Below are 26,699 nucleotides of genomic sequence, written 5' to 3' on the forward strand. Positions count from 1 at the left end.
CAAAAGGCTCAGATTCGCGGCTTCCGCGCAACGTCTCGTCAATCATCCGCGCCAAGGTCTTGTCAATCATGGCGGGCGGTGACGCTGGATTAACCAGCCTTTTTAAGCGGTTTCGGAAAGCCCCGCGCTAAGGTCCTCGCATCGACCGGGAACATAATCCTGGCGGGGAGAACGAAAGCCGTGAGGCGTCAAACAGCAATAAGCGGGGCCGCTCCCGCAGGGTCGAGCCGCAATCTGCGGCTCGACCCTCTTTCCCTTCCGGTCCGTTTCGATGCGCATGATCCGCGCGCCGACGGCTACACCAGGCAAATCGAGCTTCATCGCGAGCGTGTCGTGCTGCGCCGTGCCGTCCGCGGCATGCAGATGGCCATCAACGTGCGCGTCAGCGACTTCACCGGCGTCGCACTGCGCGGCAATGACGAGGCACAGACCCTCGTCCTGGTGCATCGCGATCCCTCACTCTCCGTTCCGCTGCTGGTCAGCGCCGATGGCGACGATCTCGCCGAGGCCTGGGCGATCTGGAGCGAGATCTTCGCGCTGCCGCAGCTCAACGAAGGTGCCAGCAAGCCCGCACCGCGTCGCCGCCGCCGCAACGCGATCCGCGACCGCCGTCCGAAATTCCTGATGCGCCGTCGCACCGCCATGACGCGCGAGCTGCCGATCCATCGCGCAGAACGCGAGATCATCGCAAGGAACTAAGCGACGGGCACGGCCGTCGGGTGGGCAAAGCGAAAAGCGTGCCCACCTCTTCTATCAATCATTGAGAGATCGTGGGCACGGCGCGAGTGCGCCTTTGCCCACCCTACGGGAGCTACGCGGCCCGCATCACCGCGTCGGCCAGCAGTCCCGCAAACAGCAACAAGCCCGCATATTTGTTCGAGTAGAACAGACGCTTGCACAAGTCCGGGTCGTCGATCCGGAGCCGCATGATCTGCGACGCCAGATGCACGGCGAAGGCGGCAAGCCCGAGCCAGGCCGGCCAGCGCGCATCGCCAGACGCCAACGCGACACCGATCAGCATCACCGACAGCCCGTAGAACAGGATCAGCGCCTGGTGTGTATGTGCGCCGAACAGGCGCGCGGTGGACTTGATGCCGATCAGCGCATCGTCCTCGGCGTCCTGATGCGCATAGATGGTGTCATAGCCGATCACCCAGGCGATCGACCCGGCATAGAGCACCAGCGCGGTGACGTCGATGCGTCCGAAGGTGACGGCAAAGCCCATCAGCGCGCCCCATGAGAAGGCGAGCCCAAGGAAGACCTGCGGCCACCAGGTGACACGCTTCATGAAGGGATAGATCGCGACGACCACGAGCGAGGCGATGCCGGTCGCGACCGCAAAACGGTTGAACTGCAGCAGCACAACGAGGCCGACCAGCGCCTGCGCGACCAGAAAGGCCAGCGCCTGCTTCACGGTGATGCGCCCCGACGGCAGCGGCCGCGAGCGGGTGCGCTCGACCTTGGCGTCGAGGTCGCGGTCAGTGATGTCGTTCCAGGCGCAGCCTGCCCCGCGCATCACGAAGGCGCCGATCAAGAACAGGACGACGGTGAGCGGCAGGCGGCGGACATCATGCGCCATGCCGGCGGCGAGCGCTGCCGACCACCAGCATGGCATCAAGAGAAGCCAGGAGCCGATCGGACGATCGTAGCGCGACAATCGCAGATACGGCCGCGCCCATTCCGGCGCGAGCGTATCGACCCAGTTGCCGGTGGAATCGGCAACGCGGGCGGATGTGTCGCTCATCGGGTGAGGACGTTGCCGTTGAGCGTATCGAAAGTGCTGCCGCCCTTCTTGCCGGCATTGGCTTCCGGCGCCGAGCCCGAACCCACCACCTCACTCAGCGACGGACCGGCCGGACCGCGCGGCTGGTTCGCCATCTGCTGCGCGACGTTGCAGACCTTCGTCGCCATGGCCTCGGTGTTCTTGTGCCCGGCCTTCATCTGCTCGCCGACGTTCGGCGGGATTCCGCATTTGGCGGCGTGAACCTCGATGTATTTCATCATCTTGGTCTCAGCCTGGCTGAAACTGCGGATCAGCTTGCAGGCTTCGTCCGGCGGAGCATGACGGTTGCTCGCGGCCTGGATCAGCTTGCCGCGCTTCTCGGCCTCTTCGCGGAGCGGCATGAACGCCTTCATGCAGTCCTCGCCGGGACCGCCCTGCGTCGGCGGCGCCGCGCTGAAAGCGCCGCCGGCACCACCGATGGGGGCGGCACCGTTCGTGGGAAAGGATGCTTGCGGCGCAGTGCCGACGGAGGCGACCGGTGCCGAACCGTTCACGGGCGGAAACGCGGAATCGGGCGCGGACTGGCCCGGCAGCGGCGCCGGGAATCCCTGGGCATAGGCGCCAGCAGTCCCCATGACGAGCATGGCGGCAGCGATCGGAACCATCAAACGACGGATCATCAAGATAGTCTCTCCGGCAGGAGCTTACGGGGCTCGGCGCCTTCCCAATTGAAGCGCAACCAGCGTGTTCGCAATTTTACGATTCCCGCCGCCGCTTAACAACCCGTCGAATAGGGCAGGAGCGCGGCGCGCCGACGCACCGATTCGGCAATATTTACCCCTGAAACGGCTGCTTTCGGTTAAGAACGGGGGCAAATTGGACTTTTGATCAATGCCCTCCCACGATTTTCGCGCCCCCCGCCTGTTCGTCGAGCCCACCCTGGCCCAGGATGCCAGGGTTCCGCTCGACCGTGACCAGAGCAACTACCTGGGTAATGTGCTGCGGCTTGCCGCCGGGGCCGAGGTTCTGGCGTTCAACGGCCGCGACGGCGAATGGCAGGCCGCGATCGAAGGCCGCAAGCGGCCCGACAACCTCGTCATCCTCCAGCAGGTCCGCCCCCAGGATCGGCTGCCCGACCTCGCTTACGTCTTCGCCCCGCTCAAGCATGCCCGGCTCGATTACACGGTCCAGAAGGCCGTGGAGATGGGCGCCGCCATCCTGCAGCCGGTCCAGACCCGGTTCACCCAGGCCTCCCGCGTCAACATCGAGCGGATGCGCGCCAATGTCATCGAGGCGGCCGAGCAATGCGGCATCCTGAGCCTCGCCACCGTGGCCGAACCCGCGCCGCTCGAGCGCTACCTCAGCCAGCGCCCCGCCGACCGCCTGCTGGTGTTCTGCGACGAGGCAGCCGAGGTCGCGAATCCCATCCAGGGCCTGCAGCAGGCGCGCGCATCCGGGCACGGTATCGACATCCTGATTGGTCCCGAGGGCGGCTTCGCCGAAGAAGAGCGGTCCCTGCTGCTGCGCCAGCCCAATATCCTGCGGCTGGCGCTCGGCCCGCGGATCCTGCGGGCCGACACGGCCGCAGTGGCGGCGCTGGCGCTGGTGCAGGCGGTGCTGGGTGATTGGGGCGGCGCGCGCGACTAGGTCGCGATCTCCGCTAGCTGTGCTCCCGCACGGATCGATGCAGGGTCTCGGACGGCAACTCGCCGAACGCCGCCCTGTAACTCGCCGCGAACTCGCTCAAATGCCAGAACCCATGGGCAATGGCGCAGGCCTTCACGCTGCGCCGTCCCGGTCCGGTCCGCAGCTGCAGGCGCACCGACCAGAGACGCAGGACCCGGCTATAGCGGTGCGGGCTCATGCCGCAGATGGCCTGCGTCGCACTCTGGAGGGTCCGAACCGACACGCCGACCCGCTCGGCCATTTCGGTCGTCTTGAGCCAGACCGTCAGGTCGTGCCGGATCAATTTCTCCATGTCGGCGACGATCCGCAGATAGCTCTCCGTCGTGGCGTGCACGGACCTGCTGTCGACGCTGGTCCGGACCGCACCGTCGATCGCGCCGAGCAGGGATTGTTCGACAGCCGCTCGCGACGTCGGCTGGCTCAGGAAGTCCGGATCATTGGCGGCGGTTTCGAGCGTCGTGGAGATCAGGCACCGCAGGGAGGCGAGGACCTCCGGTGTCGGGCTCAGCAAATGATAGCCATCCAGCCGAGACCAGAGCTCGTTCGCGGGCGGCGTGAAGTAGACGACACCGATCAGACGTCCGACCGGCTCATACACCAGGCAATCGGACGCGCCCTTCAGAATGACGATCGAACTGCCGATTGCCTGCCCATTGATGCGGGTCGAGGCCACATGATCCATCGGCACCACCACGGCGGCAGCATGCGCCAGCTGATAACCGCGAATGATCCGCGGGAAGGTCTTCACCAGCGACAGGCTCAGCGTCGGCAGACTGAGCCGCGCGCGCATGATCGCGGTCGACCCGGCAGACAACGGCATGCTGGACGCACCGGCATATCTCTCACTGTCGCCGAAATGATCGATGTCATACGACTGGAGCTCGAGCGCCGATGACGGCTTGAGACCCTGGAACGACAACAAGCACTCCGCAGAGCCTTTTTGAGCTCCGTCGCGAGCAATGTTGAGACGGCTTTGATCCATGTCCTGCCGCCTACCTCGCCTTCTTCGTCGCCGCGACGACCTTGGCGCCACTCAGATCGTCCGGTCCGTTGATGCCGGCGCGCTTGAGATCGCGGAGCAGTTTCGTCAGCAGCAGCATGTTGGTCTTCTGTAGCTCGTGATTGTTGCCAAACTTGAATGCGTTCTGCTCGGTCACGATCAGCCCGGCTTTGGTCTCGGCGAGAATCTTCCGCCTCTTCAATCCCGACACACGACGGCGAACCGTCTCCAGCGGCAGGCTGAGGAAGCGAGAGAGTGCCGCGCGGGACACGCCCTGCTTGATCGTATCCGGTTCGACAGTGTGAATGCTGGAGAACTTCTCGTCCAGCGACGGATCGTTCATCACATTGATAACGTTCGCATTGAGAATCGCGTGAACGATCAAAAGGTCCATCGGATCGAATTCGTCGTAGTTCCGGAACATCTCGCTGATCGAGAACAGCATATAGGCCAGCGTATGTCGCGAGACCGTCCGGATGATATCAGAAGCATTGCGCATGAATCGGAAACCAATATTCATCTTGTAAACGAAGGCAGCAACGAGCGTATCGTCCCGCATACCCAAATTGAGTATGTGACAACTTGCCAAGTGTGCTCAATCTCTCATTGTGACTCACAATGACGCTGCAGGTTCATGGGGCGCGTGCGTCGGACGATTTTCGCGATCGGCATCACGGCTGACCATCGACACGATCGTCGGGTCCACGATCGTCGCCGCGACCTTGATGCACTGCATCCAACGATGTCGATGACGCCGGCGCGATTCAGCCGGCCGTCGCGCAGGAACGAGTGGCCATGGACGACGAAGGCGAGCGACGCCAGGAATTACGCCTGATCAAAGCGTTTCTCAGCATCACGGACGCGCGCAAGCGGCAGAGAATTCTCAATCTGGCGGAGCAGCTCGCCGACGACGCCGCATCCGACACCGCAGCACTGGCCCCGGCCGACGTATCGAAGCCGGACGGGTACGGAGACGCCACTGACCGGGTTGAATGAGCGCGAAACAGCGTCGCGGCGCACCGGCCGCCGCCGCCAACCCGGAAATCGGGAATTAGGTATTTAGATACCTATAGCGGGCAAGGCGGCAAATCCAGGCGGGATCGTCCGGACGGCTCCGAAGTCGTTAAGCGATTGATCCTTTGGAGGTCGAAACCGCTTTCCGGCCATGCTAAGGGCTGCGCAAATTCCTGTGCCTCCCCGTTGGCACCCTTTGGCCTCCCGGTTCCGCCGGGACGATGGACCCCTGTTATGACCGCGACTGCCACCTCAAATGCTGCCGGCTCCGCCGCCTGGGCGGATACGCTGCTGTTGTCGTTTGCGCAGGCCGGCTACGTCAGGGCCGAGCCGGCCATCCTGCAACCGGCCGAACCGTTCCTCGACCTGTCCGGCGAGGACATCCGGAAAAGCCTCTACCTGACGACGGACCTGTCCGGCGAAGAGCTCTGCCTGCGCCCCGACCTGACGATCCCCGTGGCGCGCGACTATCTCGCCTCCAGCCGTGCCGGCCAGCCGGCGGGGTTCAGCTATCTGGGCCCCGTGTTCCGCTACCGCAGCGGACAGGCCAGCGAGTTCCTCCAGGCCGGGATCGAGTCGTTCGGCCGCCAGGATCGTGCGGCCGCGGATGCCGAGACGCTGGCGCTGGCGCTGGAGGCGACCGCCGCTTTCGGCGTGCGCGACGTCGAGATCCGCACCGGCGACGTGGCGCTGTTCAACGCATTGCTCGACGCGCTCGACCTCTATCCGGTCTGGCGCCGCCGCCTGGTCAAGGACTTCCATCGCAAGATCAGCCTGGAGCAGGATCTCGAAGGGCTGGCCCGCACGACCGCAACCACGCGCAGCGAATATGAGGGCGTGCTGGCTGCGCTCGCGGGGTCCGACCGCAAAGCGGCGCTGGCCTTCGTCACCGATCTGATGTCGATCGCCGGCACCACCAATGTCGGTGGCCGCACCACGGCCGAGATCGCAGACCGCTTCCTCGAGCAGTCGACGCTGAAGGGTGGCGCGCTGCCGCGCGAGGCGATCACCGTGCTGAAGCGCTTCCTGTCGATCTCGGGCAATCCCGACGATGCCATTGCCGAGCTGCGCGCGCTGACCGCCGATGCAAAGCTCGACCTTGCCGGCGCCATCGACCAGTTCGAGAGCCGGATCGGCTTCATGGCGGCGCGCGGTATCGACGTGAAGACCACACGCTTCTCGACCGCGTTCGGGCGTGGCCTCGACTACTACACCGGCTTCGAATTCGAACTGCACCACACAGGCAACGGCGCCGAGCCGCTGGTTGCCGGTGGCCGCTACGATGGACTGATGACCCAGCTCGGATCGCCGGCGCCGATTCCGGCCGTCGGCTTCTCGGTCTGGGTGGACGCGCTGACCAGGATCGGCCGCAAGGTGGGAGCTTAAGTCATGAGCGCGCCATTCGTTCTGGCCGTTCCCTCCAAGGGTCGCCTGCAGGAAAACACCGAGGCCTTCTTCGCCCGTGCCGGGCTGAAGCTGTCGAAGGCCGGCGGCGCCCGCGACTATCGCGGCACGCTTGCGGGCCTGGACAATGTCGAGGTCGCCTATCTCTCGGCCAGCGAGATCGCATCACAGCTCGCCCGCGGCTTCGCGCATCTCGGTGTTACCGGCGAAGACCTGGTGCGCGAGAATATCGCCGACGCCGACAAGCACGTGTCGCTGATCGACGGGCTCGGCTTCGGCTATGCCGACGTCGTGGTCGCGGTGCCGCAGGCCTGGATCGACGTCCGCACCATGGCGGATCTCGACGACGTCACCACCGGCTTCCGCGAGCAGCATCACATGCGGATGCGGGTCGCGACCAAGTTCGTCAACCTCACCCGCAGCTTCTTCCAGAGCCACGGCATCACCGACTACCGCATCGTCGAGAGCGCAGGCGCAACCGAGGGCGCGCCGGCGGCCGGCAGCGCCGAGCTGATCGTCGACATCACCACGACCGGTGCGACGCTTGCCGCCAATGGCCTGCGGGTGCTCGACGACGGCGTGATCCTGCGCAGCCAGGCCAATCTGGTCGCCTCGAAGGAGGCCGACTGGTCGCCGCAGGCCCGCGAGACCGCCCGCGTCATCCTCGACCACATCGCGGCCCGGGCCCGGGCCAACAAATACCGCGAGGTCCGGACCCGCTTCCGGCAATGCGACGCCACCCTGCTCACCGAGGCCCACAGCCGCTTCGGCGTCGAGGCTCCGTTCGGCGGGCCGACCTCGTCGGGCATGCTCACGCTGCACTGCCCACCCGGGCAGCTTTACGCGCTCGCGAGCTTCCTGCGCGAACATGGCGCCGAGACCGTCTCGGTGGTCTCGCTCGACTACGTGTTCGACCGGGAGAACCCGCTGTTTGCCAAGCTCGAAGCGTTCCTGCGGCGGTGAGCCCAAAGTTTGTCGGGCAGCTCCGTTCAGCGTAGCGACAGCAAGCGGCAGCTATCATATGCTGTTGAGATGATTTCGACGCCTCTGGAACCTTGATCGATGATGCTGGGCTCTGACGTTTCCGCCCTGACCACCACCGCAGCGAGTGCCGCCGCGAAGGGGCTGTCGATTGTCGTCCCCGTCTATAACGAGGCGGCTGGCCTCGCCGTCCTGCACCAGCGCATCTGCGATATCGCCAAGACCTTGCGGCAACGCTACCGCCTCGCCTGCGAGGTCGTTTACGTCGACGACGGCAGCGCGGATGCGACGCTGTCGATCGCGCGTTCGCTGCCGGCCGACACGATCGATGTCCAGGTGGTCTCGCTGTCGCGCAATTTCGGCAAGGAGGCGGCGCTGATGGCCGGCCTCGACCATGCCCGGCTTGGCGCCGTGATGTTCATGGATGGCGACGGCCAGCACCCGCCGGCACTGGTCGAGCAGCTGGTGCGGCACTGGATCGAGGACGGCTATGACGTCGTCTATACCGCCAAGGCGCATCGCGATAACGAGCCCTTCCTGCGCCGCGTCGCCGGGCGCGGCTTCTACGCGCTGATCAATTGGGGCGCACGCCAGAAGATCCCGGAGGACGCCGGCGACTTCCGCCTGCTGTCGCCGCGCGCGGTCGCGGCACTGCGGCAGCTGCCGGAGCGCAACCGCTTCTTCAAGGGTCTCGCAAGCTGGATCGGCTTCCGCCAGATCCGCGTCGACTACGAGCCCGCGCCGCGTGTCCATGGCGTGACGACCTTCAGCGCCGCGCGCCTGCTGGGCCTGTCGATCGAAGGCGTGACCTCGTTCTCGGTCGCGCCGCTGCGCTTCGCCAGCCTGCTCGGCGTGATCCTCGCCGGCGGCGCCTTCCTGTTCGGCCTCTCGATCCTCTGGGAGGTGTGGACCACCGGCAAGCAGGTGCCCGGCTATCCCTCGCTGGTGATCGGCCTGATGACGATCGGCGGCGTGCAGCTCATCATGATCGGCATCGTCGGCGAATATATCGGCAAGATCCTCTCGGAGCTGAAGGCGCGTCCGATCTACTTCGTCGCCGAGCATAGCGAAAAGCATTTCGAGGCCGACAAGGCCCAGGACGCCTCAAGCCAGGACGCTTCAAGCCAAGACGCTTCAAGCCAGGACGCATCCAGCAGGACCGCAGCCGAATGAGCGCGGCGGCAGCGCCGCGACCGATCTGGCTCTGCGCCGACGATTACGGCATCAGCCCGGGTGTCAATCGCGCCATCCGCGCCCTGATCGAGCGCGGCCGCCTCAACGCGACCTCGGTGATGATGGTGGGCCCCGCGATCGAGCGTGGCGAGGTCGATGCGCTCCAGGCTGCGGCGAAGACCAGCCCGCGCTGCGCGATCGGATTGCACGTGACGCTGTCGGCGCCGTTCCGCCCCCTCACCATGCACTTCCGTCCGCTCGACGGCGACATGTTCATGGCCTTTCCAAAACTGCTGCGCGCCGGATTTCTGCGACGGCTCGACCGCGAATTCTTCCGCAACGAGGTGAAAGCGCAACTCGCCGCTTTCGCGGAAGCGTTCGGCCGCGCACCCGACTTCGTCGACGGCCACCAGCATGTGCAGCTATTTCCGCAGGTGCGCGACGGCTTCATCGATGCCGTCAGCGAGGCGGTACCACAGGCGTGGGTGCGCCAGGGCGGACGCGACCTGCCGCTGGCGCAGCGGCTGGCTTCGCCGAAGGCAATGGTGCTCGATGTCCTCAGCGCGCAATTCCGCCGCCAGGCCGGCCGCGCCGGTCTTGCGTTCAATCCCGCCTTTGCCGGCGCCTATGATTTCACGCGCGCGGCCGATTTCGGCGAATTGATGCGGCAGTTCCTGGACGGTCTCCCCGAGGGCGGTCTCGTGATGTGCCATCCCGGCTTCGTCGACGAGGTCCTCACCGGCCTCGACCCGATGACGGATGTCAGGGAACGCGAGCATGCCTATCTCGCCAGCGACGCCTTCGCGCAGCTGCTGGCGGCCAGCCACGTGACATTGGGATGAAACCGGCCAAGGCCGGGGTCGCGAGGCAGTCTGTCGCATACGGAAATTTAATCCGGCCGCCACTGTTGGGGCCACAACGGAACCCTACATCCCGCTTGCGCTTGTTTCGCGCGAGGGAGACAGACCATGACGCCGCAGGAACGCCAGCTCGTCGACGAGCTTTTCGACCGGCTTTCGAAACTGGAAAATGCACCGCGCGATCCCGACGCGATCGGCGCGATTTCGGACGGCCTACGCAAGGCGCCGGGCGCAGTCTATGCGCTGGTGCAGACCACGCTGTTGCAGGACGAAGCGCTGAAGCGCGCGCATAACCGCATCCAGGAGCTGGAAGCGGCCCATGCGCCCGAGCAGCCCCAGTCCGGCGGCTTCCTCGACACCATGCGCGACACGCTGTTCGGCTCGAGCCCGTCGCGCGGCTCGGTTCCGAACGTGCCGCCGCGTGACTCCCGGCCGGTCTGGAACAGCGGCCAGGCGATGCAGCAGGCCCAGCCGGGCTACGGCCAGCCGCCTTATGGTCAGGCCTACGGACAGGGTCAGAGTTACGGCCAAGGCTACGGCGCCCCGCCGGTCGGCGGTGGCGGTGGCTCGTTCCTGGGCACGGCAGCGGCGGCCGCGGCCGGCGTGGTCGGCGGCTCGCTGTTGCTCTCCAGCATCCGCGGCATGATGGGCGGCGGATCGCACCAGGCTTTCGGCGACACCACGATTATCGAGGAACGCGGAGGCGGTGGCAGTACAGGTGGCAATCCCTGGAGCGGCGACCAGTCCGGCAGCTCGCTCGCCCGCGATGCCGGCCTCAACGACATCGGATCGAACCGGGATTCGCGCCAGGATTCGCGCCAAGGCTTCTTTGACCAGGCGTCGAACGATCGCGACGGCAACGATCAGGATTACGACAACAACGATAGCGGCAATATGGACCTGGCCGACGACAGCGACTTCGGCAATGACGACGGCGGCAGCGATTACGCCTGAGCAAGTCCCATCCGCAACGCAGAACGGCCGCCCAATGGGCGGCCGTTTTGTTTCGTGCGGCGGTCAGCCACCCCAGTACGGATAGCGATTGCTGTATTCGTCCGGCGTCGAGGACGAGTACGGGACCGGGCGAGGAACATAGGCAAAGCCCTCAGCCGCGCGCGGCGTGAGCTGAGGGGCGAAGGTCTGGCCGGCAGGGGCGACATGGCGCCGATGATGCACGGTCCCCGCACTGGCCGAGGCGGTCAGAGCGACGAGAACACCCAAAGCCAAGATCGTACGCATCGCATTGCTCCTGTTGAGTAGCTATGCGCACCACATAGGACCAGGGCATGACCGCACCAATCCGCCGCTCCTTCACGACTGCTCACAACTGCGGCATCATTGATGCCGCAGGCCCTCACATCACCACGACCTTGGTGCCGACATTGACGCGGCCGTAGAGGTCGATGACGTCCTCGTTGCGCATGCGGATGCAGCCGGAGGAGACGTTGGTGCCGATGGTCCAGGGCTCGTTGGAGCCGTGGATGCGGTAGAGCGTCGAGCCGAGATACATCGCGCGCGCGCCGAGCGGGTTTTCCGGGCCGCCCTCCATGTGCCGCGGCAGATCGGGACGGCGGGCAAGCATTTCCGCCGGCGGCGTCCAATCCGGCCATTCGCGCTTGGCGGTGATCGACTTCACGCCGCTCCAGGTGAAGCCCTCGCGTCCGACGCCGATGCCGTAGCGCATCGCCCGGCCGTTGCCCTCGACGAGATAGAGAAACTTGTTGTTGGAATCGACCACGATCGTGCCGGCACTTTCCTTGCCGCTATAGTCAACAAGTTGTTTCTCGAATTTCGGATCGAACGGACGCTGCCGCGGATCGATCGCCTCCTGCTGGTAGCTTGCGCCCTGCTGATATCCACCCTGCATCTGCGGCTCGCCCATCGGTGGCAGGCGGCGCGGATCGTTGTAGGCGGGCTGCTGCTGATAGATCGACTGCTGCGGCGCATAGGCCGGACCGCGGCCGGGCCCGTCGCCGAACAGGAACTCGATGAAGCCTCCGCCCATGTTGGCATTGGAGGCGACGCGCACCGGTGCCGGCGGGACATGCGGCTGGTAGAGCACCGCGGGCGGATCGTTCGGCACCGTATTGTCGAAAGCACTGGCGCGATCGGCGCCGGCAATGAAGGCGCAAGCGCTGCCAAGCAGCGCGACAGACATTTTCTTGAACATCGACGTACTCTGTACTGTTTCGTCTAGTTGCATTCGCCGCCGAACGCGATGGCTGTCCGCGTCCTCGACGTGGTCAATAAAGAGCAAACTCCGTTTCGTTTGGTAAACGCATCGGGCGTTTCGATTCACCACGTCGCGATCGGCGCGGCAATTCGGCGATCAGCGTTTATTTTCGATGAAGGGCGAAGCCCCATGGTTAATCGCCCGTTTGCATGCCGTCGCGCGCGGCCGCACAAGAGTTCCTGCTGTGAACCTCGTGTTAAATCGCTTCTGTCTACAAAGACGCGTGAGTGAGGTGGGGGGAGTTCCTGATGGCTGTTCACCGCAAGCGTTTTCGTGTCGAGGATATCGCCGGTGGCGAGATGCCAATTCTTGACGTAGCAGAAGAGGCAGGCCCGATGCATAGCGAGATTATGGCGGAGCTGCGCGCGATCCGCGCACAGATGGCGAAGGGCGCGGCGCCCTTGACCGGCAGCGCTGCCATGGCGGCGATCGACGCCTCCACGGCGCAGGAGCTTTCCGACGCACGCACGATGCTCGAGACCTATCGGGCCCAGATCGAGCAGTGCGAGAAGCTCAAGGTCGAGCTCGACCTGATCCATGACGCCATCGACCGCACCAAGCGCGAGATCGCGACCCTGCACGGCAAGAGCTTCGACGGCGGCGAGATGGCCAAGGTCAACGGCGAGCTCGGCGCGGTGGTCGGCGGTACCGAACAGGCGACCCAGCAGATCCTCGAAGCCGCCGAGTCGATCGACCAGGCGGCATCCGCGCTCGGCAAGGTCGACTCGGTCGACCAGCAGAAGCGCCTTGCCGACGACATCCAGGAACGCGTCATCTCGATCTTCGAAGCCTGCAACTTCCAGGACCTGACCGGCCAGCGCATCAGCAAGGTCATGACCACGATGAAGTTCATCGAGCAGCACATCAATGCGATGATGGACATCTGGGGTGGCGTCGACGCGATCAAGTCGCACGTGCCGGCCCCGGTCGACAGCCGCAGCGAGGACGAAAAGCTCCTCAACGGCCCGAAGCTCGCCGGCGACGTCGGCCACGCCTCGCAGGACGACATCGACGCGCTGTTCGACTGAGCGAACGCGACACAGAGACAAACAAAACGCCGGCGCGAGCCGGCGTTTTTTGTTTGGGGTCCGTCATTGCGAGACTGCCTTCCCTTCCCCCCTTGTGGGAGAAGGTGGCATAGGCGGCCTTCGGCCGCCGTTCATAAGGACGCCGAAGCGGAGCTTCGGCTAAGGCGCCGGATGAGGGGTCTGTCTCCGCAAACTCAAATGAGAGTTGGACTCGGGGAGAGATACCCCTCACCCGTCTCGCCGCTGCGCGGCGAACCACCCTCTCCCGCGAGGGGAGAGGGAAAGATCATCCTTACGCCCTCGGCGCGCAGCGGACGTAGACCATGTTGCCGTAACGGGTGGCGGCGTCCTTGTCGACGAAGCGGGTGATCATGACGCGGCCGTCGAAGGAGACGATCTCGCGGTCCTGCTCGCCCGGCGTCGGGCCGGAGGGGCCGATATAGTTCTTGCCGCCCGGCGAGCCCTTCAGCCGCAGTTCCTGCGGCGTGGCCTGGTCGGCGAGATGCATGATCACGCCGCCGGAGGAACCGGCGCCGATCACGTAGGGGTTCTTGCACTGGGCCCGCGCGGCCGCCTCGGTGCGGGCGCGGTCGGCCGGGTTCTGGAACGAGGCGAGGCCCCAGCGGCCGACGATCTCGTCGGCGCGGATCGAGGCCGGCATTTCCGGCGCGACGCCGGGCTCGGTCTCGGGCGCCGGCTGGGACGAAGAGAAGGACGGCAGGCTCATGCCGCCGCCGCAGGCGCCGAGCAGCAACGCCAGGCAAGAGGCAGCCGCCAGATTGGCAACCGTGCGCGCGTGAGCTGAACTGATCATGGCATTCCCCCGAACAAGACCATGGCCGCATCCCTCCCGCAGCCAAGCGCAAAACCGCAGCCGTAGCAATGACGTCCTAATATACGCCCGCGCCGGAATCGAGTTTCCGTAAACACCATCCTATATCCGCCTCACCAATCGCTTAACCACCTTTGCTTGACAGGATCGCAGCCAAGCCATATCCCCTGCGCACTATTAGCACTCGGAAAGACCGATTGCTAAGCGCGCCGTTCGCTCCTCGGGCTGAGGGTGAACGGGAGCGCCGCCCCCACCCACTTCCGCTGCTTTCGGAAAAGCGAGCCTCCAAAGGGAAACGTCATGGCTAAGTCCAAATTTCGTCCGCTGCATGACCGTGTCGTGGTCAAACGTATCGACGCCGAGGAAAAGACCAAGGGCGGCATCATCATCCCCGACACCGCCAAGGAAAAGCCGTCCCAGGGCGAAGTCGTCGCCGTCGGCCCCGGCGGCCGTGACGAGGCTGGCAAGCTGATCCCGATCGACCTCAAGGTCGGCGACCGCGTGCTGTTCGGCAAGTGGTCGGGCACCGAGGTCAAGATCGACAACGAAGATCTCCTGATCATGAAGGAGTCGGACATCATGGGCGTGATGGCCTAAGGCCAGACGCCTGAACGGCCGCTGAATGCCATGCCCGGATCATGAGGTCCGGGCATCCATCATTCCGCCGCACAGCCTCAAACAAGACACATCACGACACACGAAGGGATAGCAGACCATGGCTGCCAAGGACGTCAAGTTTTCCGGAGACGCGCGCGATCGCATGCTGCGCGGCGTCGACATTCTCGCCAACGCCGTCAAGGTGACGCTCGGCCCGAAGGGCCGCAACGTCGTCATCGAGAAGTCGTTCGGCGCGCCCCGCATCACCAAGGACGGCGTCACCGTCGCCAAGGAGATCGAGCTCGAGGACAAGTTCGAGAACATGGGCGCCCAGATGGTGCGTGAGGTCGCCTCCAAGACCAACGACCTCGCCGGCGACGGCACCACCACCGCGACCGTGCTGGCCCAGGCCATCGTGCGCGAAGGCGCCAAGGCGGTTGCCGCCGGCATGAATCCGATGGACCTCAAGCGCGGCATCGACACCGCGGTGACCGCCGTCGTCAAGGACATCGAGAAGCGCGCCAAGCCGGTTGCCGCCTCCTCCGAGGTCGCCCAGGTCGGCACCATCTCGGCCAACGGCGATGCCGCCATCGGCAAGATGATCGCCCAGGCGATGCAGAAGGTCGGCAACGAGGGCGTCATCACCGTCGAGGAAAACAAGTCGCTCGACACCGAAGTCGACATCGTCGAGGGCATGAAGTTCGACCGCGGCTATCTGTCGCCCTACTTCGTCACCAACCCCGAGAAGATGACCGCCGAGCTCGAGGACGCCTACATCCTGCTGCACGAGAAGAAGCTCTCCGGCCTCCAGGCCATGCTGCCGGTGCTCGAAGCCGTGGTGCAGTCGGGCAAGCCGCTCGTCATCATCGCCGAGGACGTCGAGGGCGAGGCGCTGGCCACCCTGGTCGTCAACCGCCTGCGTGGCGGCCTCAAGGTCGCCGCCGTCAAGGCGCCGGGCTTCGGTGACCGCCGCAAGGCCATGCTGGAAGACCTCGCGATCCTGACCGGCGGTCAGCTGATCTCGGAAGATCTCGGCATGAAGCTCGAGAACGTCACGGTGAAGATGCTGGGTCGTGCCGGCAAGGTCGTGATCGACAAGGAGAACACCACGATCGTCAAGGGCGCCGGCAAGAAGCCGGAGATCGAGGCCCGCGTCGGCCAGATCAAGGCCCAGATCGAGGAGACCACCTCGGACTACGACCGTGAGAAGCTCCAGGAGCGTCTCGCCAAGCTCGCCGGCGGCGTCGCCGTGATCCGCGTCGGTGGTGCCACCGAGATCGAGGTCAAGGAGAAGAAGGACCGCGTCGAGGACGCGCTCAACGCCACCCGCGCCGCGGTGCAGGAAGGCATCGTCCCCGGCGGCGGCGTCACGCTGCTGCGCGCCAAGAAGGCGGTCGGCCGTCTCACCAACGCCAATGCCGACGTGCAGGCCGGCATCAACATCGTGCTGAAGGCGCTGGAAGCTCCGATCCGCCAGATCTCGGAGAATGCCGGCGTCGAGGGCTCGATCGTGGTCGGCAAGATCCTCGAGAACAAGTCCGAGACCTTCGGCTTCGACGCCCAGACCGAGGACTATGTCGACATGATCGAGAAGGGCATCATCGATCCCGCCAAGGTGGTGCGCACCGCGCTGCAGGACGCCTCCTCCGTGGCCGGCCTGCTGGTGACCACCGAAGCGATGGTCGCCGAAGCGCCGAAGAAGGACGCTCCGGCCGCCATGCCGGCCGGCGGCGGCATGGGCGGCTTCTAAGCCCATCCTCACCCGACAGTGTTGCGAAGGCCGCCTCCGGGCGGCCTTCTTTTTTGCCGACACTGGCCTGCGCTTCAACCGGCGGCCAAAACCCACTACGGTGGCGCCCGATTCTGTTCCTCCGAGGATTTCGTCGATGCGCGCGCTTCTGGTTTGTTCGACAGCCCTTCTGGCCGCCCTGATTGCAGTATCGCCCGAGGTCGCCTCAGCCCAGATGAAGCTGTCGCCGAAGGCCACGGCGCCCGGCGGCATGGAGACGCGCTATTTCACCTCGATCGACGGGCTGATGGACGGCAATGCCGACGTGATCCTGAAGGAGACCCGGCAGGGCAAGACGGTCACCGCGGCGGTGCTCGACGTCTGCTACCCCGTCGCCAAGAACTCCGATCGCAAGGACCGCTTCGTCGTCAATCTCCAGATCTCCGGCCAGACGCTGAGTGGAACGACGCAAAGCCTCGGCGCGAAGGCGCCGGTCACCGTCAAGCTCACGCGCAAGCCGACCGGCGACACCTTCGAGTTCCGCGGCCAGATCGGCATCGGCCAGACCATGACCGAAGTGACCTCGCCTGATAATGCCGATCTCAGCGAGAAGGAATTCTTGGACAACCAGACCACCGACGACGGCATCACGCCCCAGCCGAAGGATTTTACCGAAGTGTCGCCGGAAGCGATCGCGGTCAAGGTCAAGCTGGATAACGCGACCGAGTTCCTGAAAAGCCTCAAGGGCCAGGACGTCGAGGTGACGCTGGCAAGTCTCTCCGTCGGCTGCGACGCGCTGCGCGCCGGGGAGCAGACCATCAACATGTCGGTCGATCCGGAGCGCTCGGCCGCGCTGCTCGCGAAATTCAAGGCGATGCCGGGCGTCACGGCCGCGGGCTGGACCGCAGGGCTTGCCGAGATGGACCGCACCGTCCGCATTCCCGCCGCCGACTGGCGCGACGGCGACAAGATCAACCGCGACAAGCTCGCCACTGCAATTGCCGGCGTGCTGAGCAAGACGCTCGCAGCCAAGCCGGCCTCGCAGGGCTTCGACGCCGCCACCGGCAAGCTCAAGCTCGTTTTCAAACGGCCGAACCAGGATTTCCCGGCGCTCGAGCTCACCGACACGATCGAGGTCTCGGGCCTCATCTCCGCCGACAAGCCGGGGACATCAGACAAGCTGATGGTCTGGATCGGCAGCCCCTCGACCACCACCGCCGACGAGAGCACCGGCGCCAAGCTCAACGTTTCCGATGACGCGACGGCCGATGAGGAAGGCGACCAGCCCGACGACAACGGCTCGATCGAGGCCCTCGCCAAGGAGCTGAAGGGCCAGCGCTGGGACGCCGATAAGTCGGTGTGGAAGTAGGCGGAGCTCTCGACGCGCTGTCATCGCCCGGCTTGACCGGGCGATCCAGTACTCCGAGACGGCCGTGCTTGAATCGATAGGCCGCGGCGTCCTGGATGCCCCGCCTTCGCGGGGCATGACGGAGAAACCTAATTGCCGTTGGCGCGGAAGCGCAGCGGCTTCGGGCCGATCAGCGTGAGCACATCGCCCTGACGTTTCCAGGTCTCGACGGCGACGAGAGCGGCGACGAGATCGTCATCCGCCTGGGCCTTTGCCGGCGGACAGGACCGATCCTGAATTGCGCCGGGAACGAAAATCACGGTGTTGCCGGCGACCGAGAACTGGCCCTTGCCGCCCTTGCACCAGAGCTCGAGCACGACCTCGCCATTGTCGCCGATCTCGATGTTCGGGATTCGCTTCGAGCCGGGTTGCGGCACGGCCTCCAGCGTCATCTCGGTGCCGAAGGGAAAGCCCTCTTCCGCACGCGCAACGGTGGACATCACGAGCAACGCAGCCGCCGCGCACACCATCTGCTTCAACGATACCATGAGACCTCTCGACCGACCCGCTTTGCGGGGTCTTTTATAAGACGGCAAAGCCTTTGAGAAGGTTCGCCGATCCAGGACGCAAAAAGCCCCGCGGGACGATCCCGCGGGGCTTTTCGTCAATGCCGGACCGTCGCTGCTACTTCAGGACGAGCTCCGTGAACGGATAGACATAGGCTTGCAACGTCACGAACACACCGACGAGGCAGGCCAGCACGATCGAGTGCCAGAACACGAAGCGCAGGATCGTGCCTTCGTGGCCGTACCAATTGGTCGCGGTGGAGGCGACGACGATCGATTGCGCGTCGATCATCTTGCCCATCACGCCGCCGGACGAGTTCGCCGCCGCCATCAGGATCGGCGACAGGCCGAGCTGCTGCGAGGTGATCTTCTGGAGGTTGCCGAACAGGATGTTCGACGACGTATCCGATCCAGTCAGCGCCACGCCCAACCAGCCGAGCAACGTGCCGAAGAAGGGATAGAGCACGCCGGTTGCGGCAAAGGCGAGACCCAGCGTCGCGTCGACGCCCGAGAGGCGCGTCAGCGTTCCGATCGCGAGCATCGCCGAGATCGTGATCAGCGAGATCGCGCAGAGCCGGATGGTGCGGCCGTATTCAACCAGCAGCCTGCCGGGACCAACGCCCATCAGGACGCCGGAGATGATCGCCGCAATCAGCATGCCGGTGCCGGTGAAGGACAGGTAGGTGAAGCCGAACACCGCCCCTTCCTTGGTCGGCCCTGGTGCGACCGGCGGCATCTTGTTGATCATCTGGTGCAGCTCGGGAACGGGATAGTTCCAGACGAAGATCGAGTTCGCCCAGGTCTTGAAGGCCCCATTGCCCCAGATCAGCATCACGACGCAGACGATGATCCACGGCAACAACGCACTGAAGAGCTCGCTTTGGGTCAACGGCGTCTTGTCGATCGGCTTTGCCGCGGCCATCGTCGCAGCCGATTCATCATGTCCGCGCAGCGCCGGCGACAGCCAGAGCTGCTTCGGCTGCCAGACCTTCAGGAACAGGATCAGCGCGCCCATCGAGATCAGCGACGCGCCGATGTCGACGATCCAGGGATTGACGTAGTTCGAGATCACGAACTGCGGGACCGCGAACGTCACGCCGGTGACGAGGATCGCCGGCCAGACATCCTTCATGCCCTTCCAGCCCGCGAAGGCCCACACCACCCAGAACGGCACGATCAGCGAGAACAGCGGCAATTGCCGCCCGACCATCGCGCCGAGGATGTAGGGATCGAGCCCGGTGACGGAGGCGAGGCCCTGGATCGGCGTCCCCAGCGCGCCGAAGGCGACAGGCGCGGTGTTGGCGATCAGCGACAGGCCGGAAGCCGCGAGCGGCGAGAAGCCGAGGCCGATCAGCACGGCGCCGGTGATCGCCACCGGCGTGCCGAAGCCCGAGGCGCCCTCGAAGAAGGCGCCGAAGGAGAAGGCGATCAGCAGCAATTGCAGCCGCCGGTCCTCGGTGACGCCGCCGACCGCGCGCTTCAACAGTTCGAACCGCCCGGTCGTGACCGTCACCTGGTAGAGGAAGATGACGTTGAGCACGATCCAGCCGATCGGGAAGAAGCCGGTCACGATGCCGAGGATCGAGGCGCGGATCGACATGTTCACCGGCATGGTGAAAACGAAGATCGTGATCAGGTTGGTCACGATCACGGCGACGATGGCTGCGATGTGAGCCTGAACGCGCCCGCTCGCGATCAGGACCAGAAGCGTGACGACGGGTATCGCCGCCGCGATCGTCGACAGCACGGGGCTGTGCAGCGGATCATAGATTTGATTCCACATGGTCTTCCTCCCCCACGCGTTTATGCCGCAGGCCGGCCAGCGTGGACGGCGGACCTGCTTGACGTTGGAAGCGATAACCCCCGAGTTGGACGCGAATTCCTCGCGAAAGCCGCGGTTCCCGGCTGCTCACAAGCTCGCGAAAATCAGGAGGCCCCCACCCCACGCCGTTGTACCCATGCTAGGGTTGCAAGCCGCGGCTAGCCAACGCAAATTGCAGAACTTGCGACTTTAGTCTAAGCGCACCCATTTTCTGCCATCGCCTCAGCCGCTTGGCTCTGGCGCCGCTGTGAATATCCGTCAGGAGATCCCCCTCTGTGAAGAACATCAGCGCCACGCTCGCGACCGTCTGGCGAATCGCCGGTCCCTATTTCCGATCGGAGGACAAATGGGCCGGCCGCGGCCTGCTCGGCGTCGTCGTCGCAATGGAGCTGACGCTCGTCGCGATCAACGTGCTGCTCAATCAGTGGCAGAACCGGTTCTACAGCGCGCTCCAGGCCTACGATCTGAACGAGTTCGTCATGCAGGTCTGGATCTTCCTCGGCCTTGCCTTCACCTACGTCGCGCTGGCCGTTTACAAGCTTTACCTGAACCAGTGGCTGCAGATCCGCTGGCGGCGATGGATGACGCAACACTATCTCGGCGAATGGCTCAACGGCGCCACACACTACCGCATGCAGCTGAAGGGCGATGCCGCCGACAACCCGGACCAGCGCCTCACCGAGGACGTCACGAACTTCGTCGAGCAAACGCTCGTCCTCGGTCTCGGCCTGCTGTCATCGATCGTGACGCTGGCATCGTTCATCGTCATCCTCTGGGGCCTGTCCAACAAGGCGCCCCTGCACATTTACGGCACCGATATCGTCATCCCGGGTTTCCTGGTCTGGTGCGCGCTGGCCTACGCGCTTCTGGGTACGGCACTGACGCACTGGATCGGCAGGCCGCTGATCAATCTTTATTTCGAGAAGCAGCGCTACGAGGCCGACTTCCGCTTCAACCTGATCCGCGTGCGCGAAAATTCCGAGCAGATTGCTCTCTTGAAAGGAGAGAACGCGGAGCGAGGCCATCTGCTGCAGCGCTTCGGCCACGTCATCGGCAACTGGTATGCGATCATGAGCCGGACCAAGCGCCTCACCGCCTTCACGGCGAGCTACGGTCAGGCCGCGACGATCTTTCCCTATGTGGTGGTCGCACCCGCCTACTTCGCCAAGAGCATCCAGCTCGGCGACATGATGCAGACCGGCTCGGCCTTCGGCCAGGTGCAGGATGCGCTGTCGTTCTTCGTCACGGCCTATCGAACGATTGCGGAATGGCGCGCGATCGTCGCGCGTCTCGACGGCTTCGAGATGTCGGTCGAGACGGCGGCAAACCTGCCGGCGCATGAGGCCACGATCGAACTCAGGGTGGCCGGCGGCAGCCGCACGATCGGCCTCGATAAGCTCTGCGTGTATCTCCCCAACGGCACGCCGCTGGTCGCAGCCGACGGCTTCGCCATCCAGGCTTCGGAGCGCGTGCTGGTGACCGGGCCGTCCGGCTCCGGCAAGTCGACGCTGTTCCGGGCCATCGCCGGCATCTGGCCGTTCGGCACCGGCACCATCGCCGTCCCCGCGCAGGCGAAGCTGATGATGCTGCCGCAACGCCCCTATTTCCCGGTCGGCACGCTGGGTGACGCCGTGATCTATCCCGCGGCACCGGGCGCGTTCCAGCCGACCCAGATCCGGGATGCGGTCATCGCCGTCGGCCTGCCTGACCTCGCCGACCGGCTGGGCGAGGACGGCCACTGGAACCGGATGCTGTCGCTCGGCGAGCAACAGCGCCTCGGGCTCGCCCGCGCGCTGCTGCATGGGCCGGACTATCTCTTCCTCGACGAGGCCACCGCCTCGCTCGACGAGCCGTCCGAGGCGCGGCTGTACCGGCTGCTGGCGGAGAAGCTGCCGCAGGCCACCATCGTCTCGATCGGCCACCGCGCGACGCTCGACGCCTTCCACACCCGCAAGGTGGCGATGGCAAAGGACGGCGCGATCCATGTGCTGGGCAATGGCGATGCGCCGGCCGAGCCGGAGCCGAGCGCGGCGCGCTGATATCTCGAGATCGTCATGGCCGGGCTTGTCCCGGCCATCCACGACCTTGCCGGAAGCACAGAAGAGAACGTGGATGCCCGGGACAAGCCCGGGCATGACGAGCGAACCTGGAGCGACCACCAAGCTCTATGGCAACCCGGCAAAACAAAAGGGCGGCAGATTGCTCTGCCGCCCTCGTCAGTCGTCTCGGGACAAAACTTACTTCAGGTTGCTCATCGCCGTCAGGTCGAAGGACAGCTTGGCGATACCGGCCGAACCGCACCAGTTGGAGCCGGCGCCGCCCGGGTTGATCGCGGTGACGTTGGTGGTGCCGGTGGCGTTGAAGGCGCTGGTGAAGGCGTTGCAATCACCCTTGTTCAGGTCGGTGCCGGAGTAACGCAGGTCCAGCGTGAACACCTTGTAGGTGAAGCCGACGCCGACGTTCCAGGTGTTGTAGCTCTTGTAGGGAATGCCGTTGGCATAGATCGTTCCGGGGATGCCGTAGAAGGCGTCCGAGGTGCCGAGCCACTGCCGGCCGAACTCACCCGACACGTACATGCCGACGCCCGAGGCACCGAAGGTGGTGCTCGGCGCAGTCCACTTCGCGGTCAGCGAGGAGTAGTTGCCCCAGGCGCCCGAGTTGAGGAAGTTCGGCGAGTAGTACTCGTTTACGCCGACGGCCCAGTTGTCGTTGATGGTGTAGTTCAGCTTGCCGTAGACTTCGAAGAAGCTGACGTCCTTCTTCATGACATTGCCGTCGGCAAGGAAGATGGTCGTGGTGCTGACGGGGCAAACGCCGCCGCCGGGAACGCCACCCGTGAGCACGTTGTCGGCGCAGCTTCCGCCCGGATACAGGTAGCCCCAGACGCCGATATCGAAGGCGAAGGCGCCGAAGGTCGGACGGATACCGCCGTAGACGTCGACTTCAGCCGCGGCGCGGTTGGCGAAGGAGATGCTCTCCGCGGACACGCCGGCGTACAGCTGCAGGTCCTTGGTGACGTTGTAGCGCGGCTCGAAATAGGCGGCGACCGACGGCTTGTGGTTCGACTGGGTCACGCCGCGGAAGATGTAGTCGCTCATGATCGCGCCGCCGAAGGCGATATCCCAGGGATCGAAAGCGGGCGCGGGAGGAGCCTTCAGAGCCTTCATAGGCATGTCCGCCGCGAAAGCCGAGCCCGTCACCATTGCCAGCGCCGTTGCCAACAAAGTCACTTTCTTCATTTCGATCCCCATCACCAGTTCTAGACCCCGGTCGAGCTCCGGAAAGCCCCCCGGGGCACCCGACCTGATTGCAAATTTCGTTACCGCCGCAATCTGGAGGGAGGGACGTAAAGCGAGAAGCAAAAAACAAGAGCATCTGCCGACTTTTTGGGCGTTCTGACGATTCCACGAAAGGTTGTCGGTTGGTGTTGCTTCTCGATCACATTATTTTCACTCCAAAGTGCACAGAGGCGTCCGGGATACTACGTAGGCCGCCGGCGCCGTGGCGCGCGCGCTACGAATCAGCTGACTCAAAAAAGGGCAGCCTCCCGCCGCCGGAGCCGCGATGCAAAAAGGCCGCAGCGTCACCGCTGCGGCCTTTCTGTTATCGATCGTGGTCGGGGAGATGGACCGGGCCTCAAGCCTGGGCTTGGCGCCCAGCCCCTTGAACCTAACCCTGCCCTTCCGCCGGCGTGGGCTCCGCAGAAGACGAAGGCATCGCCCAGCTCGTCTCGGCGGCGGGCTCTGGGGCCGGCGCTGCCACGGGAGCTGCGGGCTTCGGCGCGGGAGCTGCCTTCGCCTTCTTCGGTGCTGCTGCCTTGGCTGCTTTCTTGGCTGCCTTCTTCGGCGCGGCCTTCTTCACGGCCTTCTTGGCCGCAGCCTTCTTTGCCGTCTTCTTGGCGGCCTTCTTCGGCGCAGCCTTCTTGGCCGATTTCTTCGCTGCCTTCTTGGCGGACTTCTTGGCCGCCTTCTTCTTCGTCGCCTTCTTCGCCGCTACAACCTTCTTGGCCTTTTTGGCCTTCTTGCTTTTTTTCTTACTCGCTTTCGCCATCGTGGTCCTCCTGTTGCCGCCGAACAATGGTCGATCGGGCGCCCTTCAACCGTCACCTCCGGACGAAAGCTCAGCGCGACGCATTGAGTGCCGGCCGCGCCCCGCCCGTAGCCCAATCGAGAAGCTCAATCGTGTGTACGACCGGAACTGACGTGCCACTGGCAATCTGCACCATGCAGCCGATATTGCCTGCGGCAATCATGTCCGGCTTGACGCTCGCGATGTTGGCGACCTTGCGATCGCGCAACCGGCCCGCAAGCTCAGGCTGGAGAATGTTGTAGGTCCCCGCCGAACCGCAACACAAATGGCTCTCCGGGACATCTTTCACCACGAATCCATTCTTGGAAAGCAATTCTTTCGGAAGGCCCGTGATTTTCTGCCCATGCTGCAACGAACACGCTGAGTGATAGGCGACGACGATGTTGTCCTGTCGCGCGGTGGGTTCGAGTCCAAGACCGGCGATGTACTCAGTGATGTCCTTCGCAAGCGCGGACACCTTCGCCGCATCGGCGGCGAACGCGCCGTCCTCGCGCAGCAGATAGCCGTAGTCCTTGATCACCGTGCCGCAGCCGGACGCCGTCACCAGGATGGCATCGAGCCCCTCGCCGGCGGCCTCCTTCTGCCACGCCGTGACGTTGGCGCGGGCCCTGGCCAGCGCATCGTCGTCGTGACCGAGATGATGGGTGAGCGCGCCGCAGCATTGCTCGTCCCTGACCAGGACGACCTCGATCCCGTGACGGGTCAGCAGGCTGATGGCAGCCTGGTTGATGCGCGGCGCCAGCACCTGCTGGGCGCAGCCCTGCAGCAGCGCGACCCGGCCGCGCTTCTTGCCGAGCGCTGCGAACACGCTGCCGGGAAGCGCGCCCGGCGCCGGCAGCTGGCCGGGGGCCAGCGCCAGCATCGCCTTGAGGCGCTGGATCAGGCCGGGCGTGGCCGAGGGCCGCGGGGTCGGCAGGAAGACGGCGAAGGGCCGGGCCAGCCGCGCCAGCTGCATGCTGATGCGAAACCGCTGCGGGTCCGGCAGGACGTAGGCCAGCACCTGGCGCAGCAGCCGCTCGGCGAGCGGCCGCTGATAGCGCTGCTCGATCCTGACACGGGCCTGGTCGACGAGGTGCATGTAGTTCACCCCGGAGGGGCAGGTCGTCATGCAGGCAAGGCACGACAGGCAGCGGTCGACATGCTTGACCACCTCGGCCGTCGGCGCCTGGTCCTTCTCCAGCATCTCCTTGATCAGATAGATGCGGCCGCGCGGGCTATCGAGCTCGTCGCCGAGCAGCACGTAGGTCGGACAGGTCGCGGTGCAGAAGCCGCAATGGACGCAGGCGCGCAGGATCTTGTCGGCTTCCGCGATGTCGGGGTCGGCGAGCTGTGCGAGTGAGAATTCGGTCTTCATGCCGCAGCGCCCCGCGTCAGCCGTCCCCGGTTCAGAATGGACTTCGGATCGAAACTGGCGCGGACCCGTTCGCTCAGGGCCGCGACACCCGGCGCTTGCGGATGGAACACGTCGACGCCGCGCCTGACGTCCTCGGCCGCCCGGATCAGCGTGGCGTGCCCGCCGAATGCATCGGCGCGCTGGCGCACGGCCGGGGCATGCGCGTCGGCCTTCGGCGGCAGCGCCGCCCAGATCAGCCCGCCGCCCCAATCGTAGATGACGTCGCCGCCGGCCTCGCGCGCCAATTGCGTGCCGAGCGCCGCGCCCGACGCCGGCGGGCAGACGATCCGCCACACCGGCCAGCCGCCAAGCGCGCCGCTGGCCGCGAACGGCAGCACGTCGCGGATGGTTGCCCACAGTGTCGACGAGGCGGCGTCCTCGACCAGCGTGGCGGTTCCGAACGGGGCCAGCAATTCGCGCAGCGAACCGGCGCGATGGGCGGCGGAAGCCGTGATGCCCTCGAGCCGCAGCACCGTCAGCGCCTCGCTCTGGCTGGCGATATCGCCAAGCCCGTCGGTCCTGGCGCGGAAGGCCGATTTCGGCAGATGCGCGGCGGCGGAGACGTCGAAGGGCGAGCCGAGCGCCGCGGTCATCGCCTTGTTGGCGACGGCGTCGTCCAGCCCGCGCAGCAGCAGCGTCCGCTCGGCTTCGGGCTTCGGCATCACCTTCAGCGTCACTTCCGTCATCACCGACAGCGTGCCCCAGGAGCCCGCGAGAAGCTTGCAGAGGTCGTAGCCGGTGACGTTCTTCACCACCTTGCCGCCGGTCTTGAAGCTGTCACCGAAACCGGAGACGGCATGCGCCCCCAGGAGATGGTCGCGCGCCCCGCCGGCCTTGATCCGGCGCGGGCCGGCCAGCCCGGCCGCGATCATGCCGCCGATGGTGCCGAGCGCCGGTGTGCCGAGCAGCGGCGCGGTGTTGACCGGCTCGAAGGCGAATTGCTGGTTCTTGGCATCGATCAGCGACAGCACGTCGGCCAGCGGCGCGCCGGCCTGGAGCGTCACGATCAACTCGTTGGGCTCGTAGGAGGTGACCGCATTCAGCGCGGAGACGTCGAGCACGGCGTTGGTCGCCATGGCATGCCCGATGCTGCGCTTGCTGCCATGACCGATGATCTCGAGCGGCTGCTCATTGGCAATCGCCGCGCGCACCACCTCTTCGACGTCTTTGGCGTCTCTGACCCTGAGCGTATCCACGCCTCTAGCGGGTAACGAAATTTGG

General features: G+C 65.2%; 26 protein-coding genes. 13 read left to right on the plus strand and 13 right to left on the minus strand.

The genetic code is table 11. From position 1 onward, the window contains the following. Window positions 1-180 precede the first annotated feature (180 nt). Window positions 181-699 (plus strand): DUF6101 family protein, encoded by a 519-nt coding sequence (locus NLM31_RS38850; protein ID WP_254134440.1) that lies wholly within the window; start codon window positions 181-183, stop codon window positions 697-699. 112 nt (window positions 700-811) lie between these two features. Here the strand turns inward: NLM31_RS38850 and ubiA are convergent, their stop codons facing one another. Then, window positions 812-1,744, minus strand: a complete 933-nt coding sequence (ubiA, locus tag NLM31_RS38855; protein ID WP_254195662.1) for a 4-hydroxybenzoate octaprenyltransferase — start codon at window positions 1,742-1,744, stop codon at window positions 812-814. Then, window positions 1,741-2,403 carry a hypothetical protein gene (locus NLM31_RS38860; protein WP_254195663.1) on the minus strand — a complete coding sequence of 221 codons (663 nt, stop codon included), beginning with the start codon at window positions 2,401-2,403 and terminating at the stop codon, window positions 1,741-1,743. Before NLM31_RS38860 ends, ubiA begins: the two co-directional genes overlap by 4 nt. 211 nt (window positions 2,404-2,614) lie before the next feature. On the opposite strand from NLM31_RS38860, the gene NLM31_RS38865 reads away from it, so the two are divergent. Next, window positions 2,615-3,370 carry a 16S rRNA (uracil(1498)-N(3))-methyltransferase gene (locus tag NLM31_RS38865; RefSeq protein ID WP_254195664.1) on the plus strand — a complete coding sequence of 252 codons (756 nt, stop codon included), beginning with the start codon at window positions 2,615-2,617 and terminating at the stop codon, window positions 3,368-3,370. Between the two features lie 13 nt (window positions 3,371-3,383). Here the strand turns inward: NLM31_RS38865 and NLM31_RS38870 are convergent, their stop codons facing one another. Both NLM31_RS38870 and NLM31_RS38875 read right to left on the minus strand, forming a co-directional pair. Further along, window positions 3,384-4,328, minus strand: a complete 945-nt coding sequence (locus NLM31_RS38870) for a helix-turn-helix domain-containing protein (protein WP_254195665.1) — start codon at window positions 4,326-4,328, stop codon at window positions 3,384-3,386. Between the two features lie 73 nt (window positions 4,329-4,401). Continuing rightward, complete coding sequence (locus NLM31_RS38875) at window positions 4,402-4,908, minus strand: hypothetical protein (RefSeq protein ID WP_254134445.1); 507 nt, start codon at window positions 4,906-4,908, stop codon at window positions 4,402-4,404. Between the two features lie 296 nt (window positions 4,909-5,204). Between NLM31_RS38875 and NLM31_RS38880 the strand changes: the two genes are divergently transcribed. The 6 genes from NLM31_RS38880 (at window position 5,205) to NLM31_RS38905 (ending at window position 10,795) form a co-directional block, all read left to right on the plus strand. Continuing rightward, window positions 5,205-5,405 carry a hypothetical protein gene (locus NLM31_RS38880; RefSeq protein ID WP_254195666.1) on the plus strand — a complete coding sequence of 67 codons (201 nt, stop codon included), beginning with the start codon at window positions 5,205-5,207 and terminating at the stop codon, window positions 5,403-5,405. Window positions 5,406-5,657: 252 nt separating this feature from the next. Continuing rightward, a complete protein-coding gene (locus NLM31_RS38885) occupies window positions 5,658-6,809 on the plus strand; it encodes an ATP phosphoribosyltransferase regulatory subunit (RefSeq protein WP_254134447.1) in 1,152 nt (383 codons plus the stop codon). A 3-nt stretch (window positions 6,810-6,812) separates the two neighbouring features. Then, window positions 6,813-7,790, plus strand: a complete 978-nt coding sequence (gene hisG / locus NLM31_RS38890; protein WP_254134448.1) for an ATP phosphoribosyltransferase — start codon at window positions 6,813-6,815, stop codon at window positions 7,788-7,790. 99 nt (window positions 7,791-7,889) lie between these two features. After that, entirely contained in the window at window positions 7,890-8,981 is a 1,092-nt protein-coding gene (locus NLM31_RS38895) for a glycosyltransferase family 2 protein (protein WP_254195667.1), read from the plus strand. Beyond that, on the plus strand, window positions 8,978-9,823 hold the full coding sequence (locus NLM31_RS38900) for a ChbG/HpnK family deacetylase (RefSeq protein WP_254195668.1): 846 nt from the start codon (window positions 8,978-8,980) through the stop codon (window positions 9,821-9,823). Before NLM31_RS38895 ends, NLM31_RS38900 begins: the two co-directional genes overlap by 4 nt. Window positions 9,824-9,949: 126 nt before the next feature. Next, entirely contained in the window at window positions 9,950-10,795 is an 846-nt protein-coding gene (locus NLM31_RS38905) for a DUF2076 domain-containing protein (protein WP_254195669.1), read from the plus strand. Between the two features lie 63 nt (window positions 10,796-10,858). On the opposite strand, the gene NLM31_RS38910 is transcribed toward NLM31_RS38905, so the two are convergent. After that, window positions 10,859-11,080: a hypothetical protein gene (locus NLM31_RS38910; protein WP_254134452.1), complete on the minus strand. Its 222-nt coding sequence runs from the start codon at window positions 11,078-11,080 to the stop codon at window positions 10,859-10,861. Between the two features lie 115 nt (window positions 11,081-11,195). After that, a complete protein-coding gene (locus NLM31_RS38915) occupies window positions 11,196-12,011 on the minus strand; it encodes a L,D-transpeptidase (protein ID WP_254134453.1) in 816 nt (271 codons plus the stop codon). A 311-nt stretch (window positions 12,012-12,322) separates the two neighbouring features. On the opposite strand from NLM31_RS38915, the gene NLM31_RS38920 reads away from it, so the two are divergent. Beyond that, a complete protein-coding gene (locus NLM31_RS38920) occupies window positions 12,323-13,102 on the plus strand; it encodes a protein phosphatase CheZ (RefSeq protein WP_254134454.1) in 780 nt (259 codons plus the stop codon). Window positions 13,103-13,394: 292 nt separating this feature from the next. On the opposite strand, the gene NLM31_RS38925 is transcribed toward NLM31_RS38920, so the two are convergent. Beyond that, window positions 13,395-13,916: a hypothetical protein gene (locus tag NLM31_RS38925; RefSeq protein WP_254134455.1), complete on the minus strand. Its 522-nt coding sequence runs from the start codon at window positions 13,914-13,916 to the stop codon at window positions 13,395-13,397. 318 nt (window positions 13,917-14,234) lie between these two features. Here NLM31_RS38925 and groES point away from each other — a divergent pair, with 318 nt between their 5' ends. From groES to NLM31_RS38940, 3 genes are all read left to right on the plus strand, one after another. Continuing rightward, the gene (gene groES / locus NLM31_RS38930) at window positions 14,235-14,531 is read left to right on the plus strand and encodes a co-chaperone GroES (RefSeq protein WP_254134456.1); all 297 of its coding nucleotides are present in this window, start codon (window positions 14,235-14,237) and stop codon (window positions 14,529-14,531) included. A gap of 118 nt (window positions 14,532-14,649) precedes the next feature. Continuing rightward, window positions 14,650-16,281, plus strand: coding sequence for a chaperonin GroEL (gene groL / locus NLM31_RS38935; protein ID WP_254195670.1), 1,632 nt, complete (start codon window positions 14,650-14,652; stop codon window positions 16,279-16,281). Between the two features lie 136 nt (window positions 16,282-16,417). Then, window positions 16,418-17,629 carry a hypothetical protein gene (locus NLM31_RS38940; RefSeq protein ID WP_254134458.1) on the plus strand — a complete coding sequence of 404 codons (1,212 nt, stop codon included), beginning with the start codon at window positions 16,418-16,420 and terminating at the stop codon, window positions 17,627-17,629. Window positions 17,630-17,757: 128 nt separating this feature from the next. On the opposite strand, the gene NLM31_RS38945 is transcribed toward NLM31_RS38940, so the two are convergent. After that, window positions 17,758-18,156, minus strand: a complete 399-nt coding sequence (locus NLM31_RS38945) for an META domain-containing protein (protein WP_254195671.1) — start codon at window positions 18,154-18,156, stop codon at window positions 17,758-17,760. Window positions 18,157-18,292: 136 nt separating this feature from the next. Beyond that, window positions 18,293-19,957 (minus strand): L-lactate permease, encoded by a 1,665-nt coding sequence (locus tag NLM31_RS38950; protein WP_254134460.1) that lies wholly within the window; start codon window positions 19,955-19,957, stop codon window positions 18,293-18,295. Window positions 19,958-20,271: 314 nt separating this feature from the next. Here NLM31_RS38950 and NLM31_RS38955 point away from each other — a divergent pair, with 314 nt between their 5' ends. Beyond that, on the plus strand, window positions 20,272-22,035 hold the full coding sequence (locus NLM31_RS38955; RefSeq protein ID WP_254195672.1) for an ABC transporter ATP-binding protein/permease: 1,764 nt from the start codon (window positions 20,272-20,274) through the stop codon (window positions 22,033-22,035). A 198-nt stretch (window positions 22,036-22,233) separates the two neighbouring features. On the opposite strand, the gene NLM31_RS38960 is transcribed toward NLM31_RS38955, so the two are convergent. The 4 genes from NLM31_RS38960 to NLM31_RS38975 all read right to left on the minus strand — a co-directional run bounded on the left by NLM31_RS38960 (window position 22,234) and on the right by NLM31_RS38975 (window position 26,674). Next, window positions 22,234-23,235, minus strand: coding sequence for a TorF family putative porin (locus NLM31_RS38960; protein ID WP_254134462.1), 1,002 nt, complete (start codon window positions 23,233-23,235; stop codon window positions 22,234-22,236). A 430-nt stretch (window positions 23,236-23,665) separates the two neighbouring features. Next, on the minus strand, window positions 23,666-24,046 hold the full coding sequence (locus tag NLM31_RS38965) for a histone (protein WP_254134463.1): 381 nt from the start codon (window positions 24,044-24,046) through the stop codon (window positions 23,666-23,668). A gap of 70 nt (window positions 24,047-24,116) precedes the next feature. Further along, window positions 24,117-25,439: a glycolate oxidase subunit GlcF gene (glcF, locus tag NLM31_RS38970; protein ID WP_254134464.1), complete on the minus strand. Its 1,323-nt coding sequence runs from the start codon at window positions 25,437-25,439 to the stop codon at window positions 24,117-24,119. Further along, a complete protein-coding gene (locus tag NLM31_RS38975; protein WP_254195673.1) occupies window positions 25,436-26,674 on the minus strand; it encodes an FAD-binding protein in 1,239 nt (412 codons plus the stop codon). Before NLM31_RS38975 ends, glcF begins: the two co-directional genes overlap by 4 nt. Window positions 26,675-26,699: the final 25 nt, after the last annotated feature.

It is taken from the genome of Bradyrhizobium sp. CCGUVB4N (assembly GCF_024199945.1).
Taxonomy (GTDB): domain Bacteria; phylum Pseudomonadota; class Alphaproteobacteria; order Rhizobiales; family Xanthobacteraceae; genus Bradyrhizobium.